Origin of the sequence: Arenicella sp. 4NH20-0111 (assembly GCF_040366405.1) — a bacterium.
Lineage (GTDB): Bacteria > Pseudomonadota > Gammaproteobacteria > Arenicellales > Arenicellaceae > Arenicella.
The window spans coordinates 26,842-39,767 of the sequence record NZ_BAABWF010000003.1 but is presented as its reverse complement, the minus strand read 5'-3'; the positions used below and the strand labels follow the sequence as shown (position 1 = coordinate 39,767).

General features: G+C 46.2%; 11 protein-coding genes. 3 read left to right on the top strand and 8 right to left on the bottom strand.

The features are described 5' to 3' along the window. Positions 1 to 32: 32 nt before the first annotated feature. From rpoD to rpsU, 5 genes are all read right to left on the bottom strand, one after another. Positions 33 to 1,859: an RNA polymerase sigma factor RpoD gene (gene rpoD / locus ABWW54_RS07665; RefSeq protein WP_353411652.1), complete on the bottom strand. Its 1,827-nt coding sequence runs from the start codon at positions 1,857 to 1,859 to the stop codon at positions 33 to 35. A 189-nt stretch (positions 1,860 to 2,048) separates the two neighbouring features. Further along, positions 2,049 to 3,950, bottom strand: coding sequence for a DNA primase (dnaG, locus tag ABWW54_RS07660; RefSeq protein ID WP_353411651.1), 1,902 nt, complete (start codon positions 3,948 to 3,950; stop codon positions 2,049 to 2,051). 55 nt (positions 3,951 to 4,005) lie between these two features. After that, positions 4,006 to 4,650, bottom strand: a complete 645-nt coding sequence (locus ABWW54_RS07655; protein WP_353411650.1) for a peroxiredoxin family protein — start codon at positions 4,648 to 4,650, stop codon at positions 4,006 to 4,008. Between the two features lie 264 nt (positions 4,651 to 4,914). Beyond that, complete coding sequence (locus ABWW54_RS07650) at positions 4,915 to 5,358, bottom strand: GatB/YqeY domain-containing protein (RefSeq protein WP_353411649.1); 444 nt, start codon at positions 5,356 to 5,358, stop codon at positions 4,915 to 4,917. 49 nt (positions 5,359 to 5,407) lie between these two features. Beyond that, the gene (gene rpsU / locus ABWW54_RS07645) at positions 5,408 to 5,623 is read right to left on the bottom strand and encodes a 30S ribosomal protein S21 (RefSeq protein ID WP_353411648.1); all 216 of its coding nucleotides are present in this window, start codon (positions 5,621 to 5,623) and stop codon (positions 5,408 to 5,410) included. A gap of 242 nt (positions 5,624 to 5,865) precedes the next feature. On the opposite strand from rpsU, the gene tsaD reads away from it, so the two are divergent. Further along, positions 5,866 to 6,882, top strand: a complete 1,017-nt coding sequence (gene tsaD / locus ABWW54_RS07640) for a tRNA (adenosine(37)-N6)-threonylcarbamoyltransferase complex transferase subunit TsaD (RefSeq protein WP_353411647.1) — start codon at positions 5,866 to 5,868, stop codon at positions 6,880 to 6,882. A gap of 34 nt (positions 6,883 to 6,916) precedes the next feature. Here the strand turns inward: tsaD and plsY are convergent, their stop codons facing one another. Then, complete coding sequence (plsY, locus tag ABWW54_RS07635; RefSeq protein ID WP_353411646.1) at positions 6,917 to 7,534, bottom strand: glycerol-3-phosphate 1-O-acyltransferase PlsY; 618 nt, start codon at positions 7,532 to 7,534, stop codon at positions 6,917 to 6,919. Positions 7,535 to 7,621: 87 nt separating this feature from the next. On the opposite strand from plsY, the gene folB reads away from it, so the two are divergent. Both folB and ABWW54_RS07625 read left to right on the top strand, forming a co-directional pair. Next, positions 7,622 to 7,981, top strand: a complete 360-nt coding sequence (folB, locus tag ABWW54_RS07630; RefSeq protein ID WP_353411645.1) for a dihydroneopterin aldolase — start codon at positions 7,622 to 7,624, stop codon at positions 7,979 to 7,981. Positions 7,982 to 8,156: 175 nt separating this feature from the next. After that, positions 8,157 to 8,819 carry a glycine-rich domain-containing protein gene (locus ABWW54_RS07625; RefSeq protein WP_353411644.1) on the top strand — a complete coding sequence of 221 codons (663 nt, stop codon included), beginning with the start codon at positions 8,157 to 8,159 and terminating at the stop codon, positions 8,817 to 8,819. 81 nt (positions 8,820 to 8,900) lie between these two features. Here the strand turns inward: ABWW54_RS07625 and ABWW54_RS07620 are convergent, their stop codons facing one another. Beyond that, complete coding sequence (locus ABWW54_RS07620) at positions 8,901 to 11,840, bottom strand: TonB-dependent receptor domain-containing protein (protein ID WP_353411643.1); 2,940 nt, start codon at positions 11,838 to 11,840, stop codon at positions 8,901 to 8,903. Positions 11,841 to 12,131: 291 nt separating this feature from the next. Further along, positions 12,132 to 12,872: a pteridine reductase gene (locus tag ABWW54_RS07615; protein WP_353411642.1), complete on the bottom strand. Its 741-nt coding sequence runs from the start codon at positions 12,870 to 12,872 to the stop codon at positions 12,132 to 12,134. Between the last annotated feature and the right edge of the window lie 54 nt (positions 12,873 to 12,926).

Genomic DNA, 12,926 nt, shown 5'->3' with positions numbered 1-12,926 from the left:
TCCTCTAAAAGGAGGAGCGCAATGATACAAAATTAATTCTGTTCTAGGAAGCTTTTTAAGTGCTCAGATCGACTTGGATGACGAAGTTTTCGCAATGCCTTGGCTTCAATCTGGCGAATCCGCTCTCTGGTTACATCAAATTGCTTACCTACCTCTTCCAAAGTGTGGTCTGTATTCATTCCAATGCCAAAACGCATACGCAATACTTTGGCTTCCCTTGGAGTGAGGCTTTCTAAAATTTCACCCGTTGCGAACAACAATCCTGAAGTGGTCGCAGCCTCCATCGGAGCCTCAACATTTTTATCTTCAATGAAGTCACCCAAGTTCGAATCTTCGTCGTCACCGATCGGTGTTTCCATTGAAATCGGTTCTTTAGCAATCTTAAGTACTTTACGCACCTTATCTTCAGGCATCTCCATTTTCTCAGCCAACTCTTCAGGAAGGGCTTCTCGACCTTTTTCCTGTAAAATTTGACGAGAAATACGATTGAGCTTATTGATTGTCTCTATCATGTGCACTGGAATACGAATGGTTCGAGCTTGATCCGCGATAGACCGCGTGATTGCTTGACGAATCCACCATGTAGCGTACGTAGAAAATTTATACCCACGGCGATATTCGAACTTATCAACCGCTTTCATCAGGCCTATATTTCCTTCTTGTATTAGATCAAGAAACTGCAGCCCGCGGTTTGTGTACTTCTTAGCAATCGAAATTACCAGACGAAGGTTTGCTTCAACCATTTCTTTCTTGGCTCGACGTGCTTTCGCCTCACCAATTGACATGCGCCGATTAATGTCTTTAATTTCCTCAATTGGAATTCCTAAGACATCCACGATTCGACCAAGCTTGGCCTGAGACATAGCTATTAGGGCTTCGTTGTCCTCAATCTCTTCCTTTTTCTTAGCCGCGCTATGCAAAGTGCTATATAGACCCTCATCTAGCTCGGAGCCAACAAAGGTATCGATAAAATCTTTACGAGACATGCCTGCATCGGCAACCGCAATGTCCATAATCGCTTTTTCATGACCACGTACAATCTCAACGTGGGTTCGCACGGTTTCCCAGAGCGCTTCAATAATCTTAGGAACAAACTTAATTTCCATTAAGCCTTCAATTAACTCTGCCTGGATATCGCGTGCCTGCTTGCTGTCATAACCATGCTTTTCAAGCGCCTTCGCATGACGCGAATGCAATTTTGCCATGGATTTGAAACGTTCGATCGCCTCATCCATATCTGGACCGGTGTCGACGGGCTTTTCGTCTTCCTCATCGTCATCAGAGTCATCGTTGTTTTGAGCCGCGGTTCCTGACTGAACTGGATTTGGATCAATTTCTGCATTTGGATCAATGAAAGCAACCAACAGGTCGGTCAATCGCATGCGTTCAGCTTTTATTTCTTCGAAGTAATCCAGTATTGTTTGTATCGCCGAAGGACACGCCGCCATCGCAACCGTAGATTGACGGATGCCGTCTTCAATTCGCTGCGCCAAGTTAATTTCGTCCGCGCGCGTTAATAAATCAACGGTGCCCATCTCACGCATGTACATGCGTACTGGATCGGTAGTACGCCCAAACTCACTTTCAACCGCCGTCGCCAAAACAGCGTCGGTATTATCATCGTCGTCTTCGGCTTCTTTATCCGCCTCCGCTTTCAGTAGCAAAGAATCGGCATCAGGCACGCTGTCGAAAACTTCGATGCCCATATCATTAATCATGTTTACGACCGACTCAATTTGGTCAGTGTCGTTCATGTCTTCAGGCAAGTGATCGTTTATTTCTCGATAAGTTAAAAAGCCTTGCTCTTTACCTTTTAAGATTAAACGTTTTAACTCGGATTTTTTGCTACTCGAATCCATTAATGGAACCTCACATCAGCGCTCGTGTGAGCTGTTAAAAGCTAACACGTAACAACGGTGTTTGAAAAAGGGTTTTTACAACAGGTTAACGCTCAATTTTATAACAAATTTGAGCTCGATGCGCATTTTTTCATGTAAAAGCAGCGCATTTAGGTGAATAAAAATAGGGTTTAACCTAAGTTTTTCAAGTTACTGACTCGTATAACATCCTCTTATGTAGTCTTTTAACGCTTTTTGACGTTCTTCGTCTCCGTCACTCAATGCACCCAGTCTTGATTTTCTAGATAAATCCTCTAACGCCAATTCGGCCCTAGCCAGTTCCGCCGCATTAAATTCATCTATGATTTTGGCGTTATTAGCCCGAATAAGTTGCAGAGCGTCATCTTCTCCAAGTTCTTCGATATTATTATGTTGATGGTTAGCAAGCTGCATTAACGTAGCGCTAAATGATTGCCCCCGATAGCGCTCCAATAGATTGGCGGTAGTGGCTGCATTCAAGCCTTCAACGCATTGTCGCAACTCATGAACCATTCCGACGCCCCTCACTTGAGTATCCAGAATCGGAGCTAGGATGGCGAATTCTTCATGTAATTGTGGGTATTGAAGCAAAAGCGAAACAGCTCGGCGAATCGGAGTTAAACTGACAGGACGCGGCGGTTGCTCTGCGGGCGCTTTCCCCCACTTTCCATTTCGATCACGAACCCATTTTTCCTTCTTGGACTTCGACTTTTTCCAACCATCGTTAGAGCCAGAGAAGGAGGATACTTCAGGTTCGGAGCTTGCTTCCTTTGGCACCAATTCAGTTGTGGCCACCTGTGTCAACGCTGCCACTCGCTCAACAATCAGGGTCTTTAAAACACCACCCTGCATTTTTTCCAACATCGGTTTAGCTAATTTACCGAGTTTTGCTCGCCCGTCAAGCCGATTAAGGTCCGCTTGTTGCTTCAGGCTTTCTAGCAAGAATTCTGGCAATGGCATTGCCTGATCGATCAACTTTTCAAACCCCTCCTTTCCGATTTGCTTAACCATTGTGTCCGGATCTTCGCCATCGGGCAAAAATAAAAAACTCACTTGATTTCCATCTTGCAAGGCAGGTAGGCACGTTTCCAGCGCTTTCCAAGCCGCGGCGCGCCCTGCTCTATCACCATCAAAACTAAACGTGACGTTTGGCGTATGTCTAAACAGTCTTTGCAGATGCTGCGGGGTTGTGGCCGTTCCCAGTGTCGCCACAGCATTGTTAATCCCCTCTTGAGCCAATGCAACAACGTCCATATACCCTTCAACAACAAGGACCCCATCAGATTCTTTAATGCCTGCTCTTGCTCCAAACAGGCCATATAACTCTGAACCTTTATGAAATATCGGGGTTTCAGGAGAGTTCAAATATTTGGGGTTACCGGGCTTAGGCTCAGGCTGCTCTAAGACTCGCCCACCAAAACCGACAACACGCCCACGATGATCATGAATAGGAAACATTATTCGATGTCGAAAACGGTCGTAAACTTTCCCCTTTTCATTTTCAGTCAACATGCCAGTGTCGAGCAGCGCTTTTTGAGATGGCGCAGTATCTCCTAACGTTTCCATCAAATTGGACCAACCATCTGGCGCGAAACCCAGACCAAAACGTTGAGCAATTTCACCGCTCAACCCTCGCTTCTTTAGATACGCCACTGCCTCATCTTTATTCGTGTGCTGACGAAGCTGATTTTGATAAAAGGACTCCACCGACTCCATCAGCTCATAAAGATCGATGCCCTGACTTTTCGTGTTCTTAGCGGAGTACCCTTGTGACTCCTTTGGAATTTCAAGACCAGCACTGGACGCGAGAGACTCTACCGCTTCACGAAACTCCATATGATCATACTCCATCAGAAAACTGATGGCGGTTCCATTCACCCCACACCCAAAACAATGATAAAACTGCTTTGTGGGCGAAACCGTAAAAGACGGTGTTTTTTCACCATGAAACGGACAACAAGCTTTGTAGTTTGCTCCTGCCTTCTTCAGCGGCACGTAGCCATCTATCAAATCGACAATGTCTGTCCGATTTAATAATTCATCTATAAAGTGTTGGGGTATACGTCCGGCCATACGGGTATTGTACCCGCACACAAAACATTTTTTACTAACTAATTTGTTTCAAACGTCATTGATCTTCTGATCGGTTAAGCGCTGACTTCACTTCTTCTTTGAGCGCCGCATTTTCCTTTCTTAGCTTTTTTAATTCTCGCTGGAGCTGACGGCTCGAATGAATACTTTCTTTGGAAGCAAAATTGATCAGTCGCTCAAACGGTATATGGTCTGCCGTATTCTGACCGTACCAAAGATCTACAATTTCACCATTTACATCAATTAAAAAATCAGCAGGCACGATGGTCATGTGTGGATTATTTGTTGGCTTACCACCTTTACGCATCCCTCTCCATAGCTCACCAAAATTCAAAAAGAACGCTTTAAACAAAGCCATTTTTGACTTTTCAACTCCATAACGATCATAGAGTTTCAACTTAGGGTCACAAATCATGGTAAATGGCCTTGGACGCTTAGCCACAAGCTCTCGCACCTTGTCGTCAGTGTCACTGAACACGACAACCACCTCCATCCCCGCGTCATTCCATTCCTTATACTTTTGGGTAAGTTCGTAAATTCGATAATTGCAAAATGGACAAGCGGCATCACGAAAGAAAGACAACATAATCCGCTTTCCGGCCAGATCACTCAATTTAAACGAGTTTCCGAAAATATCCTTAGTCTTAAAATTCAATCCCTTGCAGGGCGCAACCAAACGCATATGAGTCACCTTATTAGAGTTCGTGGTTCCAGTAATGTATGCGGTTAGCGGCCGCAAGCAACACTGAAGATAGCTCAATACAACCTAATTAACCATAATACAAATAGCCCCCCATTTCCACACGGGCAATGCAGGTTAAACTCAGATAAACAACGCCCATACATAAAGCGCCCTAACCTTACTGTCCTTAGTAAATACACGACTCAACAACCAAAAAAGGCCCAACCAAGTTGAGCCTTTCACAATACCAATTATCGACCGTCTTTAGCTAAGCTTAGATTTGACAATACCACTGACTTTTCCCATGTCTGCTTGACCTTGAAGACGCCCCTTCAATAAACCAATGACCTTACCCATGTCTTTCATAGACTCTGCTCCAACTTCTGAAATAGCAGAAGTGACGGCAGCAGCAATATCGTCGTCGCTCAACTGCTCTGGCAGGTAAGCCATTAGATTGTCAACGTGAACCTGCTCTTTATCCGCTAGATCCTGCCTATCACCACTAAGAAATTGACTGATCGCATCTTTTGATTGCTTGATTTGCTTTTCAACAATACCAAGAACCTGATCATCTCCAATTTCAGCTTGCTCATCAACTTCTACTCGTTGAACAGCTGCCCGGAGCATACGTATAGACTCAAGCCGCGATGCATCTTTTTCACGCATCGCAGTTTTCATGTCCGCCAAAATTTTGTCTTTAAGCGACATTTACAATTCCTTCTTTAAACCTTTAGCCATCTTTTGATAGCCGAAGATTTTAGTACAATCGAGTAGTACGAATACGACCGCGTGATGCGCGTTTCATTTCGCGCTTCTTCGCAGCAGCCGTTTTACGCTTACGAACTGAAGTAGGCTTCTCATAGAATTCACGGCGACGCATTTCAGTGAAAATACCAGCCTTTTCGCAAGAGCGACGAAAGCGGCGTAAGATGACGTCAAATGGCTCGTCGTTTTTAACTTTAACTTGTGGCATAACTATCTAATATTATTACAAAATTTTTTCTTGGAATGGAAAAGTGCCATTCAGGGTGCGCGATTCTAGCGGTTTAAAACACGTTTGTATATACTTGCGCACCATTAATTCCAGTGTTTTAAGCGTTAGGGCCCGTATTTTTACGCGATCAAAACTGCAAAACTAACCCTGGGTAAATAGGCGCTTACGAAGACGAGCACGTTTTACCAGGCACTCAACTAACAAGTAGGACTAATCACAGAATGGCAAATCGCGTACTTGGCATTGAAACATCATGCGACGATACCGGCGTGGCAATATACGACACTGAAAAAGGCCTACTAGCTCATGCACTCTATTCTCAAATAGAAACGCACCAAGCCTATGGTGGCGTCGTACCAGAGTTGGCCGCCAGAGATCATATCAGGAAAGTCATTCCCTTAGTCGACGCTGTATTGAGTAAGGCACAGTGCCGCTCTGAAACAATCGACGCAGTAGCCTACACTTCTGGTCCAGGGCTTGCTGGCGCGCTGCTGGCTGGAAGCGCAGTGGCAAAAGGGCTTGCTTTCTCTTGGGACGTGCCAACGATTGGCGTGCACCACATGGAAGGCCATATGCTTGCTCCGATGCTTGAGGACGAAAAGCCTGAGTTTCCATTTGTTGCTTTACTCGTTTCTGGGGGCCACACTCTCCTAGCTCATGTAAAAGGAGTAGGAGACTACAGTATTCTTGGCCAAACGCTTGATGACGCAGTTGGCGAGGCATTCGACAAAACCGCAAAAATACTTGGCCTTGGCTATCCTGGAGGACCATTAATATCGAAAGCCGCCGAAAACGGCAACCAAGATAGATTCCGATTTCCTCGCCCAATGATTGATCGTCCAGGCATGGACTTCAGTTTTTCGGGACTAAAAACGTTTGCCTTAAATACGGTTGAAAAAGAACTTATTGATGAGCAAACCATCTCAGATATCGCGTACGCGTTTCAAGATGCAGCTGTCGACACATTGTTGATAAAAAGTAAGCGCGCACTGATCGAAACAGGCTGCAAAAGTTTAGTCGTGGCCGGTGGGGTAGGTGCTAATCTGCGTCTCAGAGAACAGTTGCGGCTAATGACACACGAACTCAAACGAAATGTGTTCTATCCAAGAATAGAGTTCTGTACAGATAATGGTGCCATGATCGCGTACGCTGGGGCCCAAAGACTCCATCAATCTACTACGGACCTATCATTTCAAGTCAAGGCAAGATGGTCTCTGGAAGATTTAGCATCAATTTAGATGGCCAAGAAGGCTAACAACAAGCTTTCCCTTGCTACTTTTTACCAATCTTTGGCTCCTGCCCGGCACGCAGTCGATCGATGTTTTCTCGGTGGCGCTGAAATGTAAACGCCACGATCCAAAATACACCCCCGATCAACTGCAGTTCAACTTGCTGATTAAACACCGCAAACGCAGCCAAACCCGTGACACCACTGGCAATCAACGAAGCCAGAGATGAATAGCGACTTATTGCCGCCGTCAATACCCAAACAACACCAAAAACTAAAAACAACTTCCAACTTAAGGCCATGTAAACGCCGATGGCCGTTGCTACTCCTTTACCACCTTTAAAACCAAAAAAGAGCGGATACAAGTGCCCCATAAAGGCACCAATAGCAACGCACGCCAGCACACCATTACTGACCCCGACGTATTTAGCCAGCAATATGGGCAAAACCCCTTTCAGCACATCACCCAACAAGGTCAGTGCCGCGGCGAATTTATTGCCAGATCGAAGCACGTTGGTTGCACCAGGGTTGCCGCTACCAACGTTTCTAGGATCATCCAATCTAAACAACTTAGAAACGATCACGGCACTGGAAATTGAACCAAACAAATAGCCCATAACAGGCCACAAGAACGCAGGGATTTGAGATAGAAACTCAGACATGGCGATAGTTATAAAAAACCATTTATCACTTAGGAGGCGATAGTTTACTATGACTACGTTAACAAAGTTTGCACTAAATAGAACAAAATGACCGATATAGTTTACCTCCATGGCCTACGCTGCACTCCCAAGATTGGCGTCTGGGAATGGGAAAAACACATAACCCAAACACTAACGTTAGATATCGACATTGCCGCAAACGTCAAGCGGGCAGCGCAAAATGACGACTTGAAAGACGCTCTGGACTACCAGGCAGTTGCGTCTCAAGTTCAAGATTTTGCCAATGGAAGCCGATTCGAACTCATCGAGACATTGGCCGAAAAAATTGCTCAATTGATACTTTCGGAATTCGGCACATCATGGGTTCGAATCAAATTAGACAAAGGCCCCGCCGTCAAAGATGTGAAGAACGTAGGCATTGTTATCGAACGCAGTAAACAGGAGTAAAAATCAAAGCGCGGCGTCCAAGACACCCTCCATGACAATACCGGGCCACTAAGATCCATGACCATAAATTCGACGCCTTTTCGGCCAGAAACACCATGATTTAACCACCTACTTACCATACCTGGCAGCGATGATAAGTCACTAAATCAACAGTCAAGAAGACTAATTATTACCTATGGATTTATTATCATTATGCATGGCCGCCCTGCTCATAACCTGTTGCGCAATATTCTGGAAAAGGAGGCAAAGAACGGCCAGTAGAGCCAACTATATTAGCACCTACCGGTTTCCAAGGAAGATAAAGACTGAACTCATCAAACAGTACCCTCAGCTAAACAACGCGCAAGCCGAGGAAGTATTAGATGGTCTAAGAGAGTACTTTCATGTCTGTCATCAAGCAGGACACCGTTTTGTATCAATGCCTTCCCAAGCAGTGGACACTGCGTGGCATCAACTGATCTTATTTACTCGAGAATACAGTCGTTTCTGCACTCTGGCATTTGGGAAATTCCTCCATCACACGCCCGCGGAGGCAATGAGTAAACCTCAAGCAGCACAAAAAGGAATTCAAACAGCTTGGCGCATAAGTTGTTCACGAGCCGGAATCAATCCTCGCTCTCCCCACAGTCTGCCTTTGCTATTTTCCTTGGATACATCCCTCGCTATCGAAGGTGGGTTTTCCTACCAATTGGATTGCACAAAATCAGGCACTCAAAACTTCTGCGCCTCTCACATTGCTGCCAGTAATTCTGGCTGTGGAGGAGGGTGCGCTTCGGGCTCATCATCCTCTAATGACTCAGGGTGTGGAGGGGGATGCGGTGGTGGATGCGGATCCTAGAGATTCACTCCAACACGTCGCCTTGGGAGCTTTTCGCTTTGCAAAGCGAAAAGCTCCCTACCTTACAACGCCAACTAACCGTTACTTAGGCTGGTATCGAAACCGTAAATAGCCAACCGTTCCAGGAATATCATGAGAAACCAGACTAACACCAACTAAACTGGTGTTCAAAACAGGAGGCTCCTCATCGAACACGTTGTTAAACCCCAATGTCACTGTCAATGCATCATCGGCAATCGGAGGCACATAACTGACTTGCAAGTCCGTAAACAAAGCCGAATCAAGTGTCTCATTGTTTGAGGTTTCCATTTCATCGACGTAACGAAAGGTAAGAGACCCGTTCCAACGATCACTGGTAGATCGCCAGCCAAGCGTTGAGGTTAATCGCAACTCTGGAAAAGCTCGCTCAAATGTTTCACTCGTGTGCGTCCCAGTTCTGTCATTCACCGTTTCGCTGCCATCTGGATTAGGAATACGCTCGACGTATTCGTCTAGCAATGTTGCATTAACACGCGCATTGAAAAGACCGAGAGACGTGTCGTTTGACGCGTAATTAATTCCCAAATCATAACCAGATGACTCAATGGCACCGATATTTTGTAGCTGGTTGTCAACCAAACTAATGCGTCCAGAGGAGGTTCTCTGTACCGCATTACAAAATTCCGGCGACCCAGTATTTACGCAAGCGGTGATTAAATCACCCGGACTCCTACCTTGCACCGCGTCCTCGATTTCAAGATCGTAATAGTCAGCCGTAAACGTCAAACTACTTGCCCACTCAACATCGGGACTAAAAACAACACCAAACGTCAGACTGTCGGACGTTTCGGCTTTCAAGCTTGAGTTTCCAGCCGATCTGGCCGACAACTGGGGGTTGGTTTGAGCGAGGCCTTCAGGCACCCCAAGCGATCGACACGCATCAATAACGCTTTGTGTTTGAGCTGAGTCTCTCCCTCCGTTAGAAGACCCAAGTTGACCAAGATAATCCGAACATGGGTCGGTGAACGTAAAATCTTCGCGAGCAGCGCCTCCAAACAACTCTCCTATACCAGGAGCACGAAACCCCGTAGATAAGGTGCTTCGTACCGAAACGCTGTCAGACACTTGCCAAAGCAAGCCAGCTTTGTAGGTGCTTTCATCACCCGAAGTACTGTAGTCGGAATATCTCACCGCGATGTTAGCCTCCAATAGCTTCGCAAAACTCGCTTCCGCAACCAACGGAATATTAAGTTCTCCATAAACCTCGGTAACATCGAATTCGCCCACTGTGGACCCAGCAGGAATACCGGCTGTTTCCGCCCGTTCGGCAATTGGATCGGCGTTAAAACGACCTTCTTGATCACGGTATTCTAAGCCAGCCGCAAAGCCCAAACTTCCTGCTGGTAAGGTTGCTAAGTCGCCCGTTATATTAAACGCGAAGTCCAACAAGGTTTGCTCACTCGAATCACGCTGAGTGTAGGTCACAAAATCCAACATTTCCTGCGTAAACGAACCACTACCATCTGGCCCCTGTCCGCCAAAAAAGTTAAATGGAACGCATCCCGGAGTCGCGGCACAAACCGCAGGGTCGCCCAATGCTATCTGTAGATTTGCCGCATTATGTGAATTTTGCTTCGACTGTTCGCCTTGATTATCTCCATAGCTCAACGTGGCATCCCAATATAGCGTTCGATCGCTTAATTCGAACTCTCCCTCAAGACCGGCACTCAAAAACAACGTCTCGGCTTCTTGGGAAAATAGGCGCGGACCAGACTCAATCGGTCTGCGACCGAAAAATTCCAGATTACCGTTTGCCACAGACAGATCAACACCAAATGGATTAAACGGGTTTAACCTAGATATAAAGAAATTGTTGGTAATATCAGTACCGCACTCATTCCCTAAGCACAACGGTTCAGGCGCACCACGCGTATCAGACTCTCGTTTGGTATAAGAAACCTTAACAAAGGCATCCAAAGTATCGCTTAGTTGATGCTCAATATGGGTGTACAAGTTAATGCGCTCGTTTGGCGTTCGCAAATAATTGAACTCCTGGCCATTATAGTTAAACCGATCTGCAGCCGAGAACGAGTGAAAATCCCCTCCGTTCGGATCGCCAGCAACAAACGTCGGCACATTACCAGCTCCATCATTGAGTGCCCCAGTATTAAGCGTCATGTCCTGAAATCCAAAATTCGGACCTAGAATAAATCGCCCTTGAGGCGTAAATGACGAACATCGAGTTCCAGAAACATCGCAACTGGTGGTATTAGCCACAGGAAATGCAGACACCGCTCTATCAGCGGTAAAAACGCCACCCTCTTCATTGTAGCTGGCACTGACAACAACGTGAGTGCGGTCATTTCCACCACCCCAAAGAACCGAAAATTCTTTATCTTCGCCGTCGCCTTCACTCAAGTATTGACCAATCTGAGCGTCAAAGGAAAGTCCTTCAAATTTTGAGTTGGTGATGATGTTGACAACACCACTGATGGCGTCAGACCCATATACCGCTGAAGCACCACCTTGAAGTATTTCGATTCTCTCAACCATATTAGCTGGAATGGTATTTAGGTCGACCGTACTAGGCACACCGGATGCAGACGCTCCTGCGACCCACCGTCGACCGTCAACCAACACCAACGTGCGCTTAGCGTTCACGTTACGAAGCGCCAGCTGAGTCGCTCCGGCTCCAATACCGGAACCATCTTGAGGAAACCCGGAGTTACCGGGTACATTAAAGCGTGAATTTACCGCAGATCCAGTGATTGGCAATTGCTGCAGAGCCTGTCCAATATTCGTCAAACCGGATTGGTCTAACTGCTCTAAGTCAACATTAATGACGGGCGAAGCCTCAGCTAACGGGTTTCTGCGAATGCGGGAACCAGTCACAACAACCTCTTCTAACGCCTGGGTGGCCTCAGCTTGGGCCAAAACGGGAGCGCTAATCACAGTGACTAGCGGTAATGCGATTGCGGCACTAATAAACGCCGCGACAGACCCCTTTTTAAAAGGGGTGTTTTTTTCGTGGGATGGGGGCATAACAATATCCTCTGTAGTTCTAATTAACAGAACTCAGCTTGCTAACTATTTTTATACCCAATCGTGTAGGGAGATTGTTCAAGTTTGCCGCAAACAACATTTACGCCGCGCACAGGGGGTATGCAAGCATTGTGTTCTGCTCTTCTTTATCGCCAGTTTAGGTAAAACTCACCTGACGCGGCAACACTCTATCTCTAAAGCTCAAACTTATCAATGGGTTATCTTTTTCACATTCGAAGACACAATCGTCTCAATGCTGCTGACCTAGCACACCCGCGGCTACCTAGCACCTCAAATCATCACCGATCGACCACCATCTACGGCTATCACTTGCCCTGTAATATAGTTTCCTTCATCGATTAAGAACGCCACTAAACTGGCAATATCTTCTGGACTTCCCATGCGCTGCAATGGGATCTTTTTCAGAACGACTTCCTTATCGAGCTCACTGGAATTTTGTTCGGGCCACAATATTGCGCCCGGAGAAACCGCATTTACACGCACATGAGGCGCTAAATCTCTCGCTAACGCCTTGGTCAGCATCTCTAATCCGGCTTTAGCGGAACAGTAAATCGGATGATTGGCCATCGGGTTTCGTGCGTGGATATCCACAATATTTACAATCGTGCCTCCCGTTTCACGCAGGTGCTTGGTGGCGTACTTAGCCAAAAATGCGGGTGCTTTGAGGTTGCTGCCTACAAGATCATTCCAAAAATCATTTTCCAACAATTCGATAGGCGTTGGGTAAAAGCTTGACGCATTATTAATCAGGCCATCGAGCCTACCGAACTCGGAAATACACGCATCAATCAATCTAGGTATACAGGCGATATCCAACAGATCACCCTGAACCGCGATTGCAGAATTCGGTCTTCGCTCCGCCAATTCGTCAACCAACTGGTTTGCCGCATTCGCGGAGGATCGGAAGTGAACCACGATATTATGACCCTTAGCATGCAGAGTAAGAGCCATTTGGCGACCAATACGTTTAGCGCCACCAGTAATTAAAATAGTTTTATTAGAAGCAGTCATTTTGAGGTGCAAACAATCAGCTAAAAACTTACTATAACGCATTACCTTTTTACG